A 20,930-nucleotide genomic window follows, 5' to 3' on the forward strand; every position below is an offset into this window, starting at 1 on the left:
CGGCAACAACGGCATGTGATTCGAACTCCCAGGTCAACCGAGAAACCCAGGAGCACTCCCCGTTCATCCATCGAGAACAAGAGAAGCGGCAGGGCTTCCTGCCGGGACACGGAGTACTGATCATGAAACTCACCGCACAGAAGACGAGCCTCATCCTGGCCGCGGTCGCCCTGGGTGTTCTTGCAGCGTGCGACGGTCAAGGGCCGGGTGGACTGGACGGGAGTGCTCCCGTCGTGGAGGACGCATCCGGCCGGGAACCCGTGCCTGAGATCGAGATCGTCGCCAAGACCCAGGCCAACGACCCGGCCCGGTACGAGCTCACGCGACTGGTCGCCGATGCGTGGGTCGCTGCCGGAATCAGCACGACCATGCTGCCGGTCGGTGATGCGCAGCTCAACCAGAAGACGGCAACGTCGAAGGACTTCGACGTCTACACGATCGGGTACGCCGGGACGCCCGAGCGGCTCGACCCGGACAACTTTCTCGGTCGCTTTCACTCCGACAACGCCCAGGAGTCCGGTTCGAACTACTCCATGTACGCCGACCCGGAGTACGACGAGGCGTACACGTTGACCGTGACGGCGTCCACCGAGGATGAACGCGTCGCCGCCGTACGCGAAGCCCAGCAGATCCTGTTCGAGGACCACGCGGTCGCACCCGTGGTCCATCCCTCACAGGGATCGGCCTACCGGAGCGATCGGTGGAAGGGGCTGGAGATCACGGCCGCCACACCCGTCACGTCCACCTACAACGCCGTCAATGCCGAGCCGACACAGGGACAGACCGAGCTCGTCTGGGGCACGAACACCAATCCGACGACACTGAACCCGGTCCGGGCGTCCAACAACCAAGACCTCGTGCCGCTGCAGCTGATCTACGACACGGCCCTCTCGTTCGACACGGACGGGGACCTGGTGGAGAACGCCGCCGCATCGTGGGAGACCGAGGCAGAGAGCGTCCAGCTGACGGTGAGGGACGGCCTGGAGTTCACCAACGGCGACCCGGTGACCGCTGATGACTTCGCCTTCACCCTCGAATACATGAAGGAGCAGGGCGCTCCGCTGTTTGCCACGACGCTGGAGACGATGGAGGACGTCACGGTCGACGGTCAGGAGGTCACCGTCACCTTCTCCGAACCGGCGGGCTCCTTCCCGGCCGTCGTGCTGGCTAACATGCCGATCCTCCCCGAGAGGATCTGGTCCCAGTACGAGTCGGCTGACGAAGCAGGTCGGGAGGACCTCATCGGCTCAGGTCCCTTTGTCTTGGAGGACTACTCGGTTGATGAGTCTGTGTCGTTCCGGGCGAACGAACGCTCACGCCGAGTCCCGAACGTCGACGCGCTCTCGATCCTGATTCTGGGAAGCTTCGACGCAGCCGCCGGGGCGCTGGAGTCCGGCCAGATTGACATGATCAACCCTGCGGAGACCGTGTCCTCGCAGTACGAGCAGCTCGACGGCGTCGACGGGGTCGAGGTGGTCGACGAGGAGATCCACGGGTGGACCGGACTGCACTACAACACCACGAGTGGGCCGCTCAGCCATCCGGCGTTTCGTGAGGCGCTGACCTACCTCATCCCGGTCGAGGACATCGTCGACATCGTGTACCAGGGGGAGGCGTCGCCCGCGGGATCAGTCATCGCCCCCACACTCGATACCTGGCACAACGGCGACATCGAGCCCATCGGCTACGACGTCGAACGTGCGATGCAGGCGTTGGAGGAAGGCGGTTTCGTCTACGACGAGAGCGGGCAGCTCTACTATCCCGAGGGCTGGGACGGGGAGCCCCCGGAGCAGGGCGGCGGCGAATGACAACGCCCCTGGCTACCAGAGCCACCTCTGTCGGGCGGAGGAACTGGCTGCTCCGGCGACATCTCGACGGCGTGGATCCTCTCCTGCGGTTCGTGCTCGCAAGGATGGGGCAGGCGCTTGTCATGTTGGCGCTCCTCCTGCCTGCCGTGTTCCTGCTGTTCCGGCTCGCTCCAGGTGATCCCGCGGACGCAGTGGTCGGGCCGGACGTCGATCCCGCGATCGCCGATCGACTCCGCGAGGACTACGGACTCGATGAACCTCTCTGGCGGCAGTTCCTCATCTGGATCTCGGGGGTCTTCCGAGGCGACCTCGGCCAGTCATTCCAGTACCAGGCACCCGTCTCGGAACTGGTCGGGGAACGGCTGCTCAACACCTTGGCGCTCGTGCTCCCGGCGTGCCTGCTGGCCGTGACGGCCGGGATCGTCATTGGGGCCTTCGCCGGCGCGGCTCGCCCGTCCGTCGACCGTGCCGTGATGTACGGGGCCTACGCGATCAAAAGCTCTCCCGCCTTCTGGGTCGGCACCCTCGCGGTGATCCTGTTCAGCTATCGGCTGGGTTGGTTCCCGTCCATCGGCACGGGAACCACGGGTTCGGGTGTGACCCAGTTCTTCTCGCTGAGCTTCCTGCACCACATGATCCTCCCGATGCTCATCCTGGCGATGTTCATCATGGTCGAGCCGCTGCTCACGACCCGTTCGGGGATGAAGGAGGTGGCGCACTCGGACTTCATCGTCCTCGCGCGTGCCCAGGGCGTCTCCAACAGGAGCATCGTGTTGACTCACGGCGTCAGGAACTCGCTGCTGCCGGTCGTCTCTCTCGCTCCGCTGATGATCGAGGCCCTGATCGGAGGGCAGATCATCATGGAGACCATCTTCTCCTGGCCCGGGATGGGCAGAGCCATCGTCGCGGCAGTAGCCAATGCGGACTACCCGATGATGCAGGCAGTGTTCCTGATCACGGCCGGTGCGGTCATCGTCACCAACATGTGCGTCGACATCGCCTACGCATATCTGGATCCGAGAGTGAGAATCTCATGACCGCGACACGAGCCGTTGAGTCCACTGTGCCCGGCCGTGACCGCCCGGGCGATGAGACCGCCAGTCGTCCGAGGCGTCTGTTGGCATGGACGGTGAGCGAACCGTCCCATTGGCTGCCGCTGTCGGTCTTCGCCGTCTTCATCGTGATGGCCGTCGGGGCGCCACTCCTCGCGCCGTACGGTCCGGCCGAGGTCGTGCGCACCGACGGCAGCCTGGTCCGTCTGAGCCCACCCTCGTTCGCGCACCCGTTCGGGACCACCAGCTATGGCCACGACGTCCTCAGCCAGGTGATCTGGGGATCTCGGCGGGCTTTGGTCATCGGAGGATCCGCGGCAGCCGTGGCGCTTCTGATCGGCGTCAACGTCGGTCTCGTCGCCGGCTATCTGCGCGGACCCGTGGATGCGGTGCTCATGCGGATCACCGACATGGCGTTCGCGCTGCCCTTTCTACCTCTGGCGATCGTGCTGATCGGTCTGTTCGGTCGATCGGACCTGACCCTCCTTCTGGTCATCGGCTTCCTGTTCTGGAGAACCACCGCGCGAGTAGTGCGATCTCAAGTGCTGTCGGTCAAGGAGAGGACGTTCGTCCAGGCGGCGCGGGTCGCAGGAGCCAGCGCTCCACGAGTCCTGTTCCGCCACATCGCCCCGAACGTGTTCAACATCGCCGCCCTGTACGGGATCCTCCTGATCTCCGAGGCGGTGCTGGCCGAAGCGATGCTCAGCTTCCTGGGATTGGCCCCTGCGGGATCGACATCGTGGGGAACGGTGATGAACGCAGCCTTCAACTCCGGGCAGCTTCGCATCGCCTGGTGGTGGGCGTTCTTCCCAGGACTGTTCATCACGCTGTTCGTCCTGGCCACGTCGCTGCTCGGTGTGGCCTACGAGAAGAGCCGCCGACTGCGCGGCGAGGAGCGCTGAACCATGGGACACCCTCTCGTTGAAATCGACGACCTCACCGTGCGGTACCTTCGCGACGGTTTCCACCGTGCCGCCGTCGAGAACGTCTCCTTCACGATCAGCAAGGGTGAGTCCCTCGCCCTCCTAGGTGACTCCGGCTCCGGCAAGACGACGATCATCAAGACACTGCTGGGCCTGCTGCCCCCGACGGCTGAGGTGTCCGGCGACGTCCGGGTGAACCGCGAATCGATCGTGGGATGTCAGAAGACGCGGGCGTTCCGGTCGGCGTTGTTGGAGGAGATCGGCTTCGTCCCGCAGGCGGCGATGAACTCGCTCGATCCGGTCCTAAGGATCGACCGCCAGTTCCACCTGGCGGTGAGCGCGCACCGCAAGGTGTCGAAGCGCGAGGCGAGGCAGATGGCCGAATGCGCCTTTGAGGGCGTCGGCCTGAGCCCGGACTACGTCACGTCCTATCCCCACCAGCTCAGCGGCGGCATGAGACAGCGGGTGCTCATCGCGATGTCACAGGTCCTGGAACCCTCGCTGCTGATCGCCGACGAGCCCACGACAGGCCTGGACGTCGTCGTCCAGGCGAAGGTGCTCGACACGATGCGGCAGCTGCACGACGAGACGGGACAGGCGCTCCTGTTGGTCACCCACGACTGGGACGTGGCCGCCCAGACATGTCAGCGTGTGGTTCGACTGGACGCCGGCGACGTGGTCCTCGACGGTCCCATGGACGAGCTTGACATTCGCAGCCACAGGAGAGCTCCTCACCTCCACGCGAGCAGCACGAGCCCTGAGGTCTCGGTCCTGGAGATCGAGCATCTCGACGTGGCCTACTCGCAGGGCCGAGGACTGGCTGCAGCCCGGGCCGACGCGTGGAAGCCTGTCTTGGAGGACGTCGACCTCACGCTGCGGCCTGGGGAGATCCTGGGTGTCGCGGGGGAGAGCGGTTGTGGGAAGTCGACCTTGATCTCCACGGTCGCCGGTCTGGTCCCGGTCTCGAACGGGACCATGGAGGTGACGCTCGGCGACGGAGAACGTCTTTCCCTGGACGAGCAGAACATCAAGACCGCTCGACGACATGTGCAGATGGTCTTCCAGGACCCGTACGCATCACTCAACCCACGGTGGACGGTGCGGCGCACGGTCGCCGAACCGTTGATCGCGCAGAAGCTGGGTGGCGTGGGCGGCCCGCTGGGAGCTTCCGTCGACAGTCTGGTGGACGAGGCGCTGATGGCTGCCGAGCTCGATCCGGACCAGTACTCCCACTGCTTTCCAGCTGAGCTCAGCGGAGGGGAACGACAACGGGTGTCCGTGGCACGGGGACTGGTCGTCAAGCCCAGCGTGCTGATCGCCGACGAGCCCGTCTCCATGCTCGATGACGCCACGGCAAGGTCCATCGTCGGGCTGTTCCGGCGCCTGGCCACGGAGCGAGGTGTCTCAATCATCCTCGTCACTCACAACATGCACATCCTGCGCGAGTCTTGCGACCGGGTCGCGGTGATGTACCTGGGGCGCTTCGTGGAGGTCGGCGAGGGTCAGGAGGTGCTCACCTCGCCGTGCCACCCGTACACGCGTGCATTGATCGAGGCTGCCCCAGGGATCCTGGCCACCGATCCCGACCACCTGCTGTCGGACGAACCTCCGTCCATCTTCGCCAAGCCCGCCGGATGCTCGTTCCATCCGCGGTGCTTCAGGGCGACGGAGGCCTGCACGACGGAGCTGCCCTTGCTGGGTGAGTCCGGTGTGGCATGTCATCACCCACTGCACCACTGACTGACCTAGCCCGGCCGCCGTCTGGATGGCCATCCCCACGAGACCGACGTCGGGCGCGACGTCAGCCCCCACGACAAAGGAGCCCAAAGCGGTGATGATTTCCGGGAAGCAGCATGCACGACTGGCGGAGTGGACCATCGGCGACTCGCGCGACCGGCGCTGCAAGCGGTGGTCGGTTCACCCTGATGACGTCATCGACCTCACGGTCGCCGAGATGGACCTGCCGGTCGCCATTCCCGTCCTCGACGCCGTCCGTGACGCCGTCGACCGTCAGGCATTCGGCTACCCGATGCCCGATGAGCTCAGTGGGCTCCCTGACGTGGCAGCAGGGTGGCTGCGTCGTCAGGGAGTGCCGATCGACGCAGGTCGGGTTCGTCTGATCGCTGACGTGATCAAGGCGATGGTCGTGATCCTGCGGCATGTTGGCCGGACTGCTGACCCGGTGTTGGTGATCACCCCGACGTACAGCCGTTTCCTCGATGCGGTGCATGCCGCTGGACGTTCGGCGACGGAGGTCCCGATGCGCCAGGTGGAGGGCCGATATGTCTTGGACTACGAACGAATCGAGACGACGTTGCGCGATGGTGCGTCGACCGTCATGCTGTGCAGTCCGAGCAACCCCGTGGGGCGCCTGTTCGACCGTGAGGAACTGACCGCGCTCAGCGAGCTGGTCGAGAAGTACGGTGCCCGACTGATCAGTGACGAGATTCACGCGCCCTTGCGGTACCGCGACGAGTTCGTCCCCTACTCCAGCGTCGGGGAGGCCGCCGCGGCGCACTCGATCACGCTCACGAGCGCCAGCAAGGCGTGGAACGTCCCGGGTTTGCGCTGCGCGATCGTCGCGCTGACCGGCGACACGGACATCGAGGTCTGGGACGCACTTCCCCGTGCGGCCAAGGGTGGAATCTCTCCGCTCGGCATCGAGGCGACGAAGGCGGCGCTGCAACACGGCGACCCCTGGATCCACGCAGTCCTCGACCTGTTGGACGTGAATCGACAGCTCATCGTTGAACACTTCGAGGAAGCGGGAATGCCGGGGCTGATGCAGCTGCCTGAGGCGACCTACCTGGGCTGGATCGACCTGCGCCGGTTCGAGCTGGCCGACCCTCGGTCCCACCTGCTCCGCACGGCCAGGGTGGCCACGACATCTGGCGAGGAGCACGGCCGCGCCGGGGCCGGGTTCGTCCGGTTGAACTTCGCGAGCCCGACCGATGTCGTGGACGATGCTGTCGGTCGGGTGGTCGCGGCGCTCCAGGCGTCTCGCGGGACGGCGTAGCACTCAGTGTGAGGGCGGAACGGGTGTGGAGGATGGAGCCGTAGGCGTCCTTCCTTGGACCGTCAGCGGCCGGCTCCGTCATGTCGACGGGGCCGACCGCTGAGGGTGTGGCTCAGTGTGCGTGCAGCACACCGCTGAGCTCGTTGGGTGCGGCGTCGAGGTCGGCGCTCGCCGTCACCTCACCGGACTCCAGGTCGACGGAGTGGATCGCCTGGCCCTCTGGGTCGCTGACGTAGGCCACGCCCTCGCGGACGAAGATCGCGGGGCGGGGCTCCTGCCAGTCGATGGGCTCGGTCCACTCGTCGACGACGTCGATCGAGTTCTCGATCTCGCCGGACTCGGGGTCGATGACGTGGATGGCGCCGTCGGTCCCGAGCACGAGTGCCTCGCCGTCCTCGCCGCGCGCGAGGGAGCGGAAGGTGTAGCTGGCCGGGAGGTCGACCAGCTGCAGCTCGTCGTTCGCGGTGTCGATCAAGGAGATGCGCTCGGGGCGCTCCAGCTCGGCGTCAGGGTCGGTCTTGTAGTCACCCAGCACGACCGGGGACGCGTCGCTGCCGGCCTGGTTCCCGATGCGGCCGTAGTCGTCGGGTGCGTCGATCTTGGTGAACTCGCCCTCGTGGTACTTCAGGATGCCGTCCTCGCAGCCGATGACGACCACCTCGTCGGCAGCGGTGGCCTCACCGTGCACGCCGGGGCACTCCTCAGAGCGCGCAACCTCGTGGCCGTCGGCGTCCGTCACGTACGCGCCGACCCGCTCGTCCTCGTCCCCGAGGGTGATGAGCCGCTCGCCGTTCTCGAGCTCGATGGCGACGCCGTGGTGGGCCTCCAGCGCGGAGAACGTCTCGGTCTCGGGCTCGCCGTCGGCGAGGTCGTGGGGATCGAACGTGGTGATCTCGCCGGACCCGTCGGCGAAGAGCACCGCCTTGTCAGCGTGGCGGACGACATGGCCGGGTGCGTCGGCGGCGAAGACCGTCTCGGTCAGCTCCCCGCCGGCGGCGTCGAGGACCTGAAAGCCCTCCGAGGTCGAGACGAGGACGTGGTCGTCGTCCCCGGCTGGGTTGAGCCGGTTGAACCCCTCGAGGTCGATCTGCTCGGCGACCTCGAGCGTCTCGCCGTCAAGCACCCACAGGCCGCCGTCGTAGGTGGCGACGATGGGTTCGTTGACGGCCGAGGCATCGTCAGAGCCGTTGTCCCCGTCGGTGCCGCCGCAGGCCGCGAGCACCAGGGAGGCGCTGGCTGCGATGGCGCCCAGACGGGCGGTGTGTGTTCGGTTCATGTTTCCTCTTCCTCGTGGGTGGGTCGCTGGTGCGACCCGTCGGACATCGGTGGTCGTGGCTCAGCCGCGCAGGCCGGCGACGATGGTCTCGGTGTTGGCGCGCATCATGGACAGGTAGGTGGAGGCCTCGTCCTCGGCCGTCAGCGACTCGGAGTAGAGGTCGGCGACCTCGACGTCCAGGTCCGCCTGCTCGGCCATGACACGAGCGAGCTTGTCGGGCTGAGAGGAGTCGGCGAAGACCGTCCGGACGCCGGCCTCGCGCACGGCGGTGGACAGTGAGTCCAGGTCCGACGCACTCGGCGAGGCCAGGGTGGTGCCGCTGGGGATCACGGCGCCGATGACCTCGTAGCCGAACCGGTCGGCGAGGTAGCCGAGCACGTGGTGGTTGGTCACCAACGAGCGCCGTTCCTCCGGGACACTGGCGAGCTCAGTCTCCATCCATGCGTCGAGCTCGTCGATCTGCTCGGCGTACTCCGCGGCGCTGGCTCGCAGCTGATCGGCGTCCACGGCCTCGACGTGCTCCAGTACCTGCTCCTCGATGAGGTCGACCGCCTCGCGGACGCGTGCTGGGTCGGTCCAGAAGTGCGGATCGTCCTGCCCGGCCGACGCCCCCTCGCGGTACGTCAACGGCCGGACCTCCTCGGCGACCGGCAGGACCGCGACACCGCTGTCCTGCGCGGCGTCGACGACGGTCTGGACGCCCTCCTCCAGGCCGAGCCCGTTGGACACGATGAGCGAGGCGCGTTCGACGGTGGCGGCCTGTCTGGCGGAGATCTCGAAGGAGTGCGGGTCCGCGTTGGGTGCCATCAGGACGGTCACCGGGACCTCGTCCCCGACGACCTCCTGCACCACGTCGCCGAGGATGTTCGTGGTCACGACGATCCCGCCGTCCTCTGCCGACTGCGCGCCGCACCCGCCGAGCAGCCCGGCGCCCAAGGTGAGCGCAGCGATCGTCGCGGCGATGCGTCGGGTCACCATCCCGTCTCCACCATCAACGTGGGGGTGAGGTCGAGCTCGAGAGTGCGTGCGGTGCGCAGCTCGTCGGCGTAGTCGATCTCGTGGACGACGCCGGCCGCGGGGTCGTTGACGTAGGCGCGGGCGGTGTCGATCGCGATCACGGGCGGGACTTCGTCGTCGGCGCCATCCTGGAGGAGCTCCACGGAGTGCTCCTCGTTGCCCTCTTCGGGGTCGAACGCGTGCAGCATCCCGTCGTCGTCGAGCACGAGCACCGGCAGGTCCTCGCCGGCGGCACTGACGGCCACGGCTCCAGGCACGTCGAGAGCGGTCCAGGTCCCGGCTCGGACGTCGAGCGCCCACGCACCGTCCTCACCACGCAGCGCGCCCAGCACCGTGCTACCTGGACGATGCTCGAATGATCGTGCCCTGTCCTGCGGATCGGTGCCCTCCGGGTAGTCGATCTGCTCGGCCGACCAGTCGTCCGGGTCGAGGACGAGCGCGCCCTCCGCGCATCCGACGACGAGACCTGAACGGGTCCGCGCGACGCCCTCAGGGTCGGTGCAGGTCTCCTCGACGGCGGTGACCTCGTCGCCATCGAGGGAGCGGACCCGCAGGCCGGCGTCGTCAGGCGCGCCGGTGAGGACCTCCTCGCCGACGGCCACGGCCACGCCCGAGACGTCGGACAGCTCGCTGGTGACCTTGACGTCCCCGTCCTCGAGGGCGGTGCGCTCGAGGACGGTCGCCGCGTGCTGTGCCTCGTCCAGCACCGCGGTCGGCTGGCCGAACGCCCCGGCGGCCGAGCCGTCGACGTCGGTCGCCCCCACGGTGCGGGGCGTCGCACGGTAGTAGTGGTTGTGGTCGCCGTGGTCCCAGGTCCAAGCACCGGAGTCGAGCACGTGGATGCCGTCGCCTCCGCTCAGGTAGGCGAAGCGCCCGTCGGTGCTGATGCCGGTGAGATCGTCGACCTGCCCGATGTTCTCGACCGACTCCTCGATCAGGTCGAGGACGGCGACGGTGCCGTCGTCGGCATCGCCCAGCACGAGCCGGTACTGGGCCTCGGAGGTCTCCTGGGCGCCCTCGACGTCGCTGTAGCTGCCGGTCTCGCTGGGCTCAGTCTCGTGGGAGTCGCTGCACGCTGCGAGCACGAGGGCCAAGCACAGTGGCGCGGCCAGTGATGGGCGGATGTTCACGCGGTGGCTGTCCTTTCATGGAGGGGTGCTGGGGTCGCCACGGTGCGGCGACCGGCGAGCAGGGAGGCAAGCAGCGAGCAGAAGAAGGCCGCGACCGTCGTGGCGGCGATGGTGGCTCCGGCCGCTGTGCCGGCGTGCCAGGAGACGAGCAGGCCCAGGTGCGTGCAGCCGATGCCGATCAGCGCCGCGGCCACCATGACCGTCGTGGCTCGCGAGGCCCACAAGACCGCCGCTGCCGGTGGGGCGATGAGCATCCCGAAGACCAGCAGCGTGCCGACCACGCTGAAGGACGAGACGATCGCGACGGTCACCAGGCCGAGCAGCACCGCATGGGTCAGCTGGGGTCGCAGGCCGGTGGTGGCGCTGATGCGCGGGTCCAGCGCCAGGGCGAGGAAGGCGCGGTGACCGACGACGCTGACCAGGACCACGCACCCGGCGGCCGCACCGAGCAGCCACAGGTCGCCCCGCTGCACGCCCAGCACATCGCCGAACAGGAAGGCAGTCAGGTCGACGGCGAACGACTGTGACGAGGAGACGATGATGACGCCGAGGGCGAGCATGCCCACGAACATCAGGCCGATCGTGGTGTCGTGCGACAGCCGAGGTGACCGCTGTACGAGCGTGACGCCTGCCGCCATGACGGCTGCCGCGACCGCAGCGCCCAGGTAGAGATTGGCGCCCAACAGTGAGGCCAGCGCGATCCCGGGCAGCATCCCGTGCGACATGGCGTCGCCGAGGAAGGCCATTCCGCGCAGGACCACCCACGTTCCCACGCAGGCGCACACCACGGAGACCAGCACGCCGGCGATTGCCGCACGTCTGACGAAGGTGACGGCGAAGGGGTCGAGGAGGAGATCCACGTCGGGAACCGTACAATGCAATTGATAGTCATTGCCAATTAGGGTTCGGTGATCCACGTCATGCTCGGTAGTCCGGCCGCAACGGCGGTCACGCTGTCCGGTCTTCATGTCGCCCGGGGTGACCGTTGGGTCATCGAGAACCTGAGTGCTGTCCTCGGCGCGGGCGAGCTGACGGCGGTCGTCGGTGCGAACGGCTCAGGCAAGTCGACGCTGCTGGACGTCGTGGCGGGGCTCCGGGCGCCGGGTGCAGGCAGCCTCACCTATCACCGGCCGCCCCGGGCTGGGGGACGCCCGGACGTGGCCTACGTGCCCCAGCACACGCCGGAGAGCGCCACGGTGCCACTCACCGTCCGCGACGTCGTCGCCATGGGCCGCTGGGCCGAGCGCGGCCCGTGGCGACCGCTGCGTCGCTCGGACCGCGAGCTCGTCGCCCGCTGGATCGAGAGGCTCGGTCTCACCGACCTCGCCGGACGCAGGCTGGACACCCTCTCCGGGGGTCAGCGCCAGCGTGCCCTGGTGGCACGAGCTTTGGTGCAGGATGCTCCGCTCCTGGTGCTGGACGAGCCGACCACGGGCCTTGATGGGGACTCACGCGCCCAGCTCCTCCTTGCGCTCGACCAGGCCGCGCGTGACGGGGTGGCGGTGGTCGCCTCGACCCACGACGAGCAGCTGGCCCGGGCCGCTGACCGTGTCCTGGCGCTGCGCGACGGCGTGGCCGTGGAAGGCGGGGCGTGGTTGGGCGAGCCGTTGATGGCCTGAGCCTGAGCCTGAGCCTGTGCCGCGCCGGCTGCCCCTGTGGCCGATCGGTGCGGGCCGCGACGTGCTGCCGTCACCGTGCCATCTGGACGTGCGCGAGGTGGTCGACGCTGCCGGCGTCGTCGTGCGAGGCCACGGGCAGACCCAGAGGTGTGGCCTGCGTGCCGTCGGCGAAGTGCAGACGGAGCGAGGCGACGGCCCTCTCGGCGTGCTCGCGAGCTCGCTCGCCCGTCGGATCGGTCGCCAGCACGTGGCCCAGGTACGCGTCGTTGTCTCGCGGACGACGCGCATCGCGAGGAACGTGCACGGTCCAGCGGTTCACCCGTGGGTCCTGATCAAGGTGATCGAGACCTGAGACCCGTTCCACCCGCCCGTCCCGGGGTGACATCAGGAAGAAGACGGCAGCGCTGCATGGCCGCCCGGCGGCGCCGGCGGCTCTCGGTGACACCTCGATGGCCGCCGGGTCACGGCCGAGGGCGAGCTCCACGAGCATCTCCAGTGGATGCGTCCCGGTGACCAGGTGCACGAGGTCGAAGATGTATCCACCGCCCTGCCGTGGGTTGATCTCCACGATCCGCGGTCCGTCGCCGGTGAGCATCACCTCGGTGTGGCTCAACCCGTGCGTGTAGCCGATGGCGCGCAACGCCCAGCGCACGAACGCCTCGACCTCCCGGACGGTGTCCGGAGCGAGCCGGGCCGGGAACATGTGACCGGACTCGACCCGGGCCGGTGCAGCGGTCATGCTCTTGTCCGTGATGCCGAGCACGGTGGTGCGGCCGTTGAACGTCACCGCCTCCACGCTCAGCTCCTGGCCCGTCATCATCTCCTCCAGCAGCAGGAGTCGCCGCAGAGGCTGTTCCCGGGTGTTGTGCTCGAGCCCGGTGACCGCCCAGAACGCGTCCTTCAGGGCGGCCTCGTCGTCGATGACCTCCACTGCCGTGCCGGCGTTGAGGTCCACCGGCTTGGCGATCAACGGAGTGCCGATCCGGCTGGCAGCAGTGCGGGCCTGGGGCCAGTCGTCGACCACCTCGAACCTGGGGTTCGGCACGCCCGCCGCGTCGAGGGCGGAGCGCACCAGGTGCTTGTGCGTGGCCCGCTGCATGACCTCCGGCAGTGCTCCGGGCAGGTCGAGCGCGTTGGCAACCTTCGCCACGGTCGCCAGGTAGTAGTCGCAGGTGGTCAGCACCCCGCTGATCCGGCGCCGTCCAGCCAGCTGGCTCGCTGCGTCGATGACGGCTTCGGTGTCATTCGTGTCGACCACGACCACTTCGTCCGCGTACCGGATGACCGGATGCGGCGTCCCGTCCTCGAGTGGCCCGTACGCGGCCGGATCTCGGGAGAGCAGCACGTAGTCGTGGCCCAGCTGCCGGATGATCGGCGGGAGGTGCAGCCCGGTGGAGCGCAACCAGCTCTCCACCATCAGTACGGTGGCCATCTCACCTCACCGGCCTGCAGGCCGAGCGGGCGTGTCCCGTGCCGGTGAAGCCGCTGTGGTCCCGGGTCGGGCGATGATGGCGGAGTTGATGACCTCGCCGTCGGGGTGCACGACGTCCAGGACGTCCAGGCCGGCCAGGTGGTCGGCGCCGACCTCCGGGTACAGCAACGTGCGCATCCCTCGCGCGCTGCGGATCAGGAGCAACGTGCCTGGGTCCATGGCGGCAGCGACGCGACTGAGAATGGTCGCTTTCTCCAGTGCTGTGGCTCCCACCAACGCCGCGACCACCACCGCGTCATGCCCGGAGAGGTCGGCCGTGGTGGCGTCGGCGTGCTGGAAGAGCAAGCTGTCGTACCCGAGGGCGGAGCCGAGTGCGCGGGACAGGGCGACGGCCTCAGCATCCCGGTCGACGTTCGTGACTCTTGCCGCGAGCTCTCGAGAGAGGATCATCGAGCTCAGGGGCAACGGTCCCGACCCGATGAAGGCGACTGACCTGATCGGCCGATCGGCCTGTGCGGTGAGCGCGGTAATCTCCAGGGTGCTGAGCGCCCGGTAGTTGTCGAGGTAAGGGAACAGCTCGAGCTCCGCGGCAGGCTGGCGGCTGCGGGCAATGCGCTCGGCCCAGACCCGCTCCAGCTCGGTCTCACCCTGTGCGCACAGCTCCCGCAGGCCTCCGGCGACCTCCTGGACCGCGGGATCTGCGAGCACGTCGTCCGCGAGGTCCTCCGGTGCGCCGATCACGAGCTCAACCAGGCTGGTGAACAAGCCGTCGGTCTCCGGGCACGGCAAGAGATCGGGACGCTCGTCGAGCTCGTGGTGGATCCAACGTAGTGATGCCACGAGGTCACGCACGCTGGACAGCGAGGGCGACGTGTCAAGCAGTGTCATGCCACCATCCCGTCGTGAGCCTGGGCTCCCGCTGCCTGTGGTGCCTGTGTGGATGGTGGTCCGACGTGGTGTCGGCGGTCGGAGAGCGCGCGTGAGCCGGCCGGCGTTCGGGCAATCTGGACGCAGCTCGTGATGAGAGTCATGTTTATGATGACGAGGTTCCGCCACAGATGTGACGGACCGTCGCGCTTCTCTGGCGAAGTTCTCTGATGGTGGCCAAGCCCGGGGTCTGGGCAGACCGGGACGCGATCAGCCCCGCTAGCCGCGACCCGCCGGATCTCCGATTTCAGGTGCGACGCCTCATGCATGAGTCTCGCGCGACCGTGCCTTGAGCAGCTTGCCCGCCGTCGACCAGTGCCTGATGGGCGGGAGGTTGCCCTTGGCCGGACCACTCGGGCTCCCATACGGTGATGATGGCTTCTCGTCGTCGCCTCCAGGGTTTCAACAAGACAGGTCTTCAAGAAACCGACTGTCGAGGACGCGAGTCGCTGCGCGCGGGAAGATCGAAGACGTGATCGGCGGTTGCAGCGAGAAGCTCCTCGTCGTGGGTGATGAGGATGACCACCGCGCCGGTCCCTTCAGCGGCCCGCCGGATCAGGCTGGACAGCCCCAGGAGATGACGTCGGTCGACGCCGGAGCTGGGCTCGTCGAAGATCACCACCTGCCGGTTGCCGAGCAGCGCAGTGGCCACGGCGAGGCGTTGTTGCTGGCCGCCAGACAGTGAGAGCGGATGGCGCTCCTTCAGGCCATCCAGGTCGAGCTCAGCCAGCAGGTCATCGGCTGAGGCGTCGGCTCTCGTCCTCGAGGAGCGGGCGGTCAGCTCGAGCTCGGCGGCGACGCTCTCAGTGAAAAGCTGGCGTTCGGTGTCCTGCATGACGAGCGAGCAGAGCCGCTGCCGACGCGTCCGTGAGCGGGGGAGGCCGTCGAGCAGGACCTCGCCGCTGTGTCGTTGCAGCCCAGCGATCACGCGTGCGAGCGTGGTCTTTCCGGCACCGTTCGGCCCTCGCAGTGCTGTGACACCGCCCGCTGGAAAATGGGCGCGGTCGATCGACAGCATGGTCGTGGAACCTTTGCGGCATTCGATGTCGCGCAGCGTGAGGCCGGACGGCGTGTCGGGTGTGACGGACAGGTGGGCAGTCCTGGACGAGAAGCCTCGCAGACCCCACCGTGCCAGCTCCTGATCGCCGAGACGACGGAACTCGTGCCGTCCCCACGCGGCGAGCTGTTGACCATCGGCCAGACAGACGACACGGTCGGCGATGTCGCGCAGGTAGTCGAGTCGGTGCTCGGCTACCACCAGTGTGACCCCCTGACGTCGCAGCTCGGCGAGCATGGCACTGACTCGGTCGGTGGCCGTGGCGGAGAGGTTGGCGCTGGGCTCATCGAGCAGCAGGATGGGCGGCCTGTGGGCCATCGCGGCAGCGCAGGCGGCGAGTTGTTGTTGGCCGCCGGACAGATCGCGTAGTCGTCGGTCGGTGAAGTCCTCGAGCGCGAAGGCCGAGACCAGTGTGGTGACCCGCTGGCGGATCGATTCGGGCGTGGCGCCGAGGTTCTCCAGCGCGAAGGCGATCTCGGTGAGTGCGGTGCCGGTGAAGAACTGCCGGCGGGGGTGCTGCAGGACGGTTCCGGTCTCGCGTCCGAGGGCGTCGAGGCTGGTGTCCGTGACATCGTGGTCATTGACGGTCACACCGCCGCTGAGGGTGCCGTGGTGGAAGTGCGGGATCAGCCCGTTGATCAGTCGTAGCGCGGTGCTCTTGCCCGATCCGCTGGCGCCGCAGAGCACGACGCATTCGCCGGCCTCGACGTGCAGATCGAAGCCGTGCAGGGTGGGTGTGTTCGCTCCCGAGTACGTCCACGTCGCGTCGTCGATCGTGATCATCGCGCGAGGCCCCATGAGGCAAACCCTGCGCCGAACAGCATGGTCACGGCGAGTGCGTCGCTGGGTCCGAATCGTGGTGGGCTCATGCAGGTGGGTCTGCGATGGCCGCCCAGTCCGCGCAGGAGGGCGGCAGCTGAGAGGTCGTCGCCGATGCGCAGGCTGGAAGCGATGAGTGGCACGGTGAACCACTCGACGGTGGCGACCGGGCGACGCAGGAGGCCGCGCCAGCCGCCGATGCCGCGCAGTCGCATCGCGTCGGAGACCCCGGCCGCCTCGCTGGCCACCACCGGGATGAACCGCAGCATGACCGTGGACGGCACGGTGATCGTTCGTGGGACCCGCGCAGCCGTCAAGGCCGCCGACCACTCAGCGGTGTTCGTCGTGGCTAGGAGGTGAGCGGCGACCGCACCGATAGCGGCCAGCCGGAGTGCGTAGGAGGCGATGATGGCGATCGTCGCGGTCGCCGGATGCGGAAACTGTTCAGGTACCAGGTATGTCACGGCCGCGAGCACGACGGTGGCCGTGAGGATCACTGCCGTGCGTCGCCATGCCCGGACCGAGGCGGCCAGCACCGCGCCGAGGGCGATCGCCCCCGGGACGAACACGTCTCCTCCAGGTGCCATGACCGTGACGCTGGTGGTGATGACGAGCAGTGCCTTGGTGCGGGGGTCGAGCCTCATGCCAGCCCGGCGCGGCGGAAGTGCTTGTGCAGCAGCCGGACGCCCAGCAGCCCGCCGAGCAAGCCGAACACGATGGTGCTGGCCCCGAATCCGGCCATCAGCTCGACAGAGAGGAGCGACTCGGCCTTGGCGGAGTAGCTCGCCCCCATCTGGTCCATACCGATGCTCTCGAGGTGGTTGTCGCGGTCGTAGAACAGCGGCAGCCACGGGCCGATGTACCACACGGCGTAGGCCGCGTGGGCCAGCACGTAGGAACGTGGCGACCGGTAGCCGCCGCGATGGACGATCAGCTCGGCGACGCCGGCCACGACGAGCGTCACGGCGAGCGAGACCGGGGGGTGACCGGTCAGCACGAGCAGTCCGGAGACCATGAGCGCGAACACCAGGATCATCCCGGCGTGGGTGACACGGGTCAGGAACAGCACGAAGGGCACGCCGCCGGCGACGATGGCGGCGCACATGGACACGAGCATGATCGCCGGGTTGATGAACCCGAGCATGTTGATGGCAAAGGTCACCACGATGTAGAGCGCGGCGAAGATGCCGATGTTGATCAGATCGCGCGGTGACATCGCCCAAGAGGTCCGGCCGGTCTCGTCGGTGGTGGTCATGGGGTGGTCTCCTGAGCTGTCTGGGCGGTGAGTCGCCATTGCGAAGCTTCGAGGCGTTCGGTCCAGTAGCCGGCGTAGCGGGCGTCGGCGGCGAGGAGGGTGGCGTGGGTGCCGCGTTCGATGATGGTGCCGTGCTCGTCGAGCATGAGGATCTGGTCCGCCGAAGCGATGGTCTGCAGGCGGTGAGCGACGACGATGACGGTGCGATCGCGTCGCAGCGCCTGGAACGCATCGTTGATGGCGGACTCGTTGTCGACGTCGAGGGCCGCGGTGGCCTCATCGAGCAGCACGATGGGTGCGTCCTTGAGCAGGGCCCGGGCGATGGAGACCCGTTGACGCTCCCCGCCGGAGAGGTTGGTGCCACCCTCACCGACACGGGTGTCCCACGAGGCCGGCAGGCGTTCGACGATCTCGTCGACTCGTGCGCGGCGCGCGGCGTCCTCGAGCTGCTCACGTGAGGCGGATGGATTGCCGATCGCGATGTTCTCGATCAGGGTCCCGTCGAACAGGTACACGTCCTGAAAGACCGGGGAGACCATCGCTGCGACCGCATTGCTGCCGAGCTCGGCCAGTGGTACGCCGCCGATCGAGACAGTTCCCTCTTGTGGTTCGTGGAAGCGAGCGATGAGTCGGGTGATGGTGGTCTTGCCCGAGCCCGATGGACCGACGATGGCGGTCATCGCGCCGGCAGGAGCCTCGAACGTCAGGCCACGGAGCACGGGTGTGTCGGTGTAGGCGAAGGTGACGTCGTCGAAGCGGACGGACCCTTCGGCGGGCGAGGTCGGCTGGGTCGGCTCGGACAGGGTCGTCTCGTCGAGAAGGTCCTGGATCGCGTCCAGGGTGTTGCGTGCCACCGCCAGGGCCCCGCCCAGTGCTCCGGAGTGGATGACTGGTTCGGTGAATCGCGCAGCAAGCACCAGCAGGGCGATCGCCGTCGCGGCGGCGATCGCGCCGTCGAGCGTGAGCCAGACGGTCATCGCGATCAGCGCGGCGACGGCGCACTGGACCACGATGCCGAAGATCGCGATGGCCGCTCCACCCGAGGTGTGGACGCGGCGGTTCGCCCGGTGCTGACTGCTCAGTGCCTCGCCGACCAGGCGCTGGCCGATCGAGTTGTGCCCGGCGGCCCGCAGTGCCGGCTGGGTGCGGGCGAACTCCACGAGCCGCCCCGCGGCCTCACCAGCAGCCACCACGTGTGCGGCGTCGGCGCTTGCGATCCGCCTCGCGAGGAACCGGTAGGTCAGCCAGATCACCGGCGCCGAAGCCAGCATCGTCAGAGCGATCCGCCAGTCGATGAAGAACGTGCAGATCATGACGGTGGTCGGGGTGATGAAGGCGGTCAGCATCGGGCGAAGCAGGGCATACGGCACCGAGGAGGCGAACACGATGCCGTGGGTGGCCAGCTGCGACAGGTCACCTGAACGGTCACGGCCGTAGTACCCGATCGGCAGCTGCACGAGCCGGTCCCCGAGGCGGATGAGCAGGGAGTGGAGGATCTCCGTGCCGCTGCGTTGGCCGATGAGACTCACCACGACGGCGAGCACGGCGTACCCGCCCGCCAGGGCTCCCAGGACCAGCATCCAGGTCCGGGCCTGGTCGCGGTCCCCGCTGAACAGGCCGTCGAGGAACGGCACCAGGGCGGCGAACGCCACCCCTTGCACCACGGCAGTCGCCACGGTGATCGCCAGCAGCCACGCGATGAGGCGGCGGCCGCGTGGCGAGGTCAGTGCGAGCATGCGTGCGATCACGACGGCACTCCCTTGACGGTGGTGTGGTCGGTGGCTCGGGCTCGCTGGTACCGCTCCCACGCGCGGTGGTACAGGCCGTCGGCAGCGATGAGCTCGTCGTGGGTGCCACGCTCGGCGATCCGACCACTGTCGAGCACGGCGATCGTGTCGGCGCCGACGATGGTGTGGAGCCGATGGGCGATCACCACCAGGGTGCGGTCGGCTGCCAGGGCGGACAGCCCCGCCTGGATGGCCGCCTCGGAGTCGGGATCGGCGAACGCGGTCGCTTCATCGAGCACCAGGATCGGCGCGTCGGTCAACAGCGCACGGGCGATCGTGAGCCGCTGCCCCTCGCCGCCCGACAGGTGGGCATCGTCGCCGATGACGGAGTCGTAGCCTCGTGGCAGCCGCAGGATGCGTTCGTGGATCTGTGCTGTTCGCGCCGCCCGAACGACCTCGTCGTCACTGGCCTGCGGCAGGGTGAGCCGGATGTTGTCGCGGATCGACGTGCGCAGGAGGTGGGCGTCCTGAAAGACGAAGCCGACCATCGAGTAGAGCTCGTCCTCAGCGATGTCACGAACGTCGCTGCCGCCGATCCTCACGGCACCGGAGCCGACGTCGTAGAACCTCGGGATCAACCGTGCGAGCGTCGACTTGCCCGACCCTGAGGCGCCGACGAGGGCGGTCACGGTCCCCGGCGGGCAGTCGAGCGTGATGTCGGCCAGGGCGTCGGTGGTGCCGTCATAGCTGAAACCCACGTCGGTCAGGGCCAGGTGGTGGCCCGTCGTGGTCACTGGATCGGACGGCTGGTCGATGGTCGGCTCGGTCAGGACGGTCTCGATGGTCCTGCGGGCCTCATGGGCGTTGCGGAGGAACTGCGCACTCGATCCGAGTGCCAGCAGGGGCGCGGTCAGCCCGAGGCCCAGCAGGATGGCTGGCAGGACGTCGATGGGCGCGATGTCGGCTGACCAGGAGAGCCACGCGCCGGTGGAGCACAGGTAGGCGAGGATGACGACCGGCGACGTGATGACGTCGATGACGGTCTGCTCGGTGGCGGTCTCGCGCATCCAGGTGTCGTAGAAACCGACGAACTCGCCCGTCTCGTCTCGGTAGCGCTCATGGCTGTGGCCGGCCTGACCGAAGCTCTTGACCACCGCAATGCCGTGGACGTACTCGATCGTGGCCGCGTTCAGCCGTTCGACCGAGGCGGTCCAGCCGACGTACTTCTCCGACACGTCCCGCATCATCACCGCGTACACGATCACGGTCAGCACCATCGGCACCAGGCAGACCAGCGCCATCCGCCACTCGACGACGAACAGGTACACGATCGCGACCAGCGGGACGGTTGCCGCCATGATGACGTCCTGGATCGCGTGTGCCACCAGCTGGTGCAACGAGGACACGTCGTTCTCGGCCAGCTTCTTCACCGAGCCTGACGACCGGGCATCCAGCCAGCCCAGGGGGAGGCGCCGCAGCTGCTCGACCATGCGGGTGCGCACGTCGAGCTGTAGGTCGTTGTCCGCGTCGTGACTGACGATGCCCGAGACCAGTGCCGTGCCGAAGCCGAGCACGAGTGCGCTGCAGATCACCGCGACAGTGGTCCATGCTCGTGTCTCGTCGACCGGGCCACCGCCGATGGCCGGCACCAGGACCCGGGCCAGCTCGACGATGCCGATGAACGGCGCCACCATGCACAGTGCCGCCACGAAGCTCAGCAGAGAGATGATCCACAGCCGGCCCCTGGCCGCGCGGAAGATTGACCCACTGGGCTCTGCGGTGGCGGGCACGGCACTCTCCATTTGCTGACGGATGACGAGAATCATTCTCATCATATCTGAACATTGTTCTAATCGTCACGTGAGTCGCCTC

Annotated in this window: 17 protein-coding genes; 6 read left to right on the forward strand and 11 right to left on the reverse strand. The window is 67.9% G+C overall.

What is annotated here, in order from left to right; translation table 11 throughout:
* Positions 1 to 122 precede the first annotated feature (122 nt).
* From ACEVFP_RS06990 to ACEVFP_RS07010, 5 genes are all read left to right on the forward strand, one after another.
* The gene (locus tag ACEVFP_RS06990) at positions 123 to 1,808 is read left to right on the forward strand and encodes an ABC transporter substrate-binding protein (RefSeq protein WP_375002922.1); all 1,686 of its coding nucleotides are present in this window, start codon (positions 123 to 125) and stop codon (positions 1,806 to 1,808) included.
* Positions 1,805 to 2,845, forward strand: a complete 1,041-nt coding sequence (locus tag ACEVFP_RS06995) for an ABC transporter permease (RefSeq protein ID WP_375002923.1) — start codon at positions 1,805 to 1,807, stop codon at positions 2,843 to 2,845. The genes ACEVFP_RS06990 and ACEVFP_RS06995 overlap by 4 nt, the downstream gene beginning before the upstream one ends.
* Positions 2,846 to 2,937: 92 nt before the next feature.
* Complete coding sequence (locus ACEVFP_RS07000) at positions 2,938 to 3,762, forward strand: ABC transporter permease (RefSeq protein ID WP_375002924.1); 825 nt, start codon at positions 2,938 to 2,940, stop codon at positions 3,760 to 3,762.
* A 3-nt stretch (positions 3,763 to 3,765) separates the two neighbouring features.
* Positions 3,766 to 5,523 carry an ABC transporter ATP-binding protein gene (locus ACEVFP_RS07005; protein ID WP_375002925.1) on the forward strand — a complete coding sequence of 586 codons (1,758 nt, stop codon included), beginning with the start codon at positions 3,766 to 3,768 and terminating at the stop codon, positions 5,521 to 5,523.
* A gap of 94 nt (positions 5,524 to 5,617) precedes the next feature.
* On the forward strand, positions 5,618 to 6,799 hold the full coding sequence (locus ACEVFP_RS07010; protein WP_375003783.1) for a MalY/PatB family protein: 1,182 nt from the start codon (positions 5,618 to 5,620) through the stop codon (positions 6,797 to 6,799).
* A 112-nt stretch (positions 6,800 to 6,911) separates the two neighbouring features.
* Here ACEVFP_RS07010 and aztD read toward each other — a convergent pair whose 3' ends face one another.
* Genes aztD through aztB form a run of 4 tightly spaced genes read right to left on the reverse strand, consistent with a single transcriptional unit; the run spans position 6,912 to position 11,082 of the window.
* Positions 6,912 to 8,075, reverse strand: coding sequence for a zinc metallochaperone AztD (gene aztD / locus ACEVFP_RS07015; protein ID WP_375002926.1), 1,164 nt, complete (start codon positions 8,073 to 8,075; stop codon positions 6,912 to 6,914).
* 60 nt (positions 8,076 to 8,135) lie between these two features.
* Positions 8,136 to 9,053: a zinc ABC transporter substrate-binding protein AztC gene (gene aztC / locus ACEVFP_RS07020; RefSeq protein WP_375002927.1), complete on the reverse strand. Its 918-nt coding sequence runs from the start codon at positions 9,051 to 9,053 to the stop codon at positions 8,136 to 8,138.
* Positions 9,047 to 10,222, reverse strand: a complete 1,176-nt coding sequence (locus ACEVFP_RS07025) for a hypothetical protein (protein ID WP_375002928.1) — start codon at positions 10,220 to 10,222, stop codon at positions 9,047 to 9,049. Before ACEVFP_RS07025 ends, aztC begins: the two co-directional genes overlap by 7 nt.
* The gene (aztB, locus tag ACEVFP_RS07030) at positions 10,219 to 11,082 is read right to left on the reverse strand and encodes a zinc ABC transporter permease AztB (protein WP_375002929.1); all 864 of its coding nucleotides are present in this window, start codon (positions 11,080 to 11,082) and stop codon (positions 10,219 to 10,221) included. Before aztB ends, ACEVFP_RS07025 begins: the two co-directional genes overlap by 4 nt.
* 60 nt (positions 11,083 to 11,142) lie before the next feature.
* Between aztB and aztA the strand changes: the two genes are divergently transcribed.
* Positions 11,143 to 11,841, forward strand: coding sequence for a zinc ABC transporter ATP-binding protein AztA (aztA, locus tag ACEVFP_RS07035; RefSeq protein WP_375002930.1), 699 nt, complete (start codon positions 11,143 to 11,145; stop codon positions 11,839 to 11,841).
* Positions 11,842 to 11,911: 70 nt separating this feature from the next.
* Here the strand turns inward: aztA and ACEVFP_RS07040 are convergent, their stop codons facing one another.
* From ACEVFP_RS07040 to ACEVFP_RS07070, 7 genes are all read right to left on the reverse strand, one after another.
* Positions 11,912 to 13,273, reverse strand: a complete 1,362-nt coding sequence (locus ACEVFP_RS07040) for an ATP-grasp domain-containing protein (protein ID WP_375002931.1) — start codon at positions 13,271 to 13,273, stop codon at positions 11,912 to 11,914.
* A 6-nt stretch (positions 13,274 to 13,279) separates the two neighbouring features.
* Positions 13,280 to 14,161, reverse strand: a complete 882-nt coding sequence (locus ACEVFP_RS07045; RefSeq protein WP_375002932.1) for a nicotianamine synthase family protein — start codon at positions 14,159 to 14,161, stop codon at positions 13,280 to 13,282.
* Positions 14,162 to 14,618: 457 nt separating this feature from the next.
* The gene (locus tag ACEVFP_RS07050; RefSeq protein WP_375002933.1) at positions 14,619 to 16,055 is read right to left on the reverse strand and encodes an ABC transporter ATP-binding protein; all 1,437 of its coding nucleotides are present in this window, start codon (positions 16,053 to 16,055) and stop codon (positions 14,619 to 14,621) included.
* Positions 16,037 to 16,720 carry an energy-coupling factor transporter transmembrane component T gene (locus ACEVFP_RS07055; RefSeq protein ID WP_375002934.1) on the reverse strand — a complete coding sequence of 228 codons (684 nt, stop codon included), beginning with the start codon at positions 16,718 to 16,720 and terminating at the stop codon, positions 16,037 to 16,039. The genes ACEVFP_RS07050 and ACEVFP_RS07055 overlap by 19 nt, the downstream gene beginning before the upstream one ends.
* The gene (locus ACEVFP_RS07060; RefSeq protein WP_375002935.1) at positions 16,717 to 17,331 is read right to left on the reverse strand and encodes an MptD family putative ECF transporter S component; all 615 of its coding nucleotides are present in this window, start codon (positions 17,329 to 17,331) and stop codon (positions 16,717 to 16,719) included. Before ACEVFP_RS07060 ends, ACEVFP_RS07055 begins: the two co-directional genes overlap by 4 nt.
* Complete coding sequence (locus tag ACEVFP_RS07065; protein WP_375002936.1) at positions 17,328 to 19,079, reverse strand: ABC transporter ATP-binding protein; 1,752 nt, start codon at positions 19,077 to 19,079, stop codon at positions 17,328 to 17,330. The genes ACEVFP_RS07060 and ACEVFP_RS07065 overlap by 4 nt, the downstream gene beginning before the upstream one ends.
* Positions 19,076 to 20,848 (reverse strand): ABC transporter ATP-binding protein, encoded by a 1,773-nt coding sequence (locus tag ACEVFP_RS07070; protein WP_375002937.1) that lies wholly within the window; start codon positions 20,846 to 20,848, stop codon positions 19,076 to 19,078. Before ACEVFP_RS07070 ends, ACEVFP_RS07065 begins: the two co-directional genes overlap by 4 nt.
* Between the last annotated feature and the right edge of the window lie 82 nt (positions 20,849 to 20,930).

This window comes from Aeromicrobium sp. CTD01-1L150, assembly GCF_041951745.1.
Classification (GTDB): Bacteria; Actinomycetota; Actinomycetes; order Propionibacteriales; family Nocardioidaceae; genus Aeromicrobium.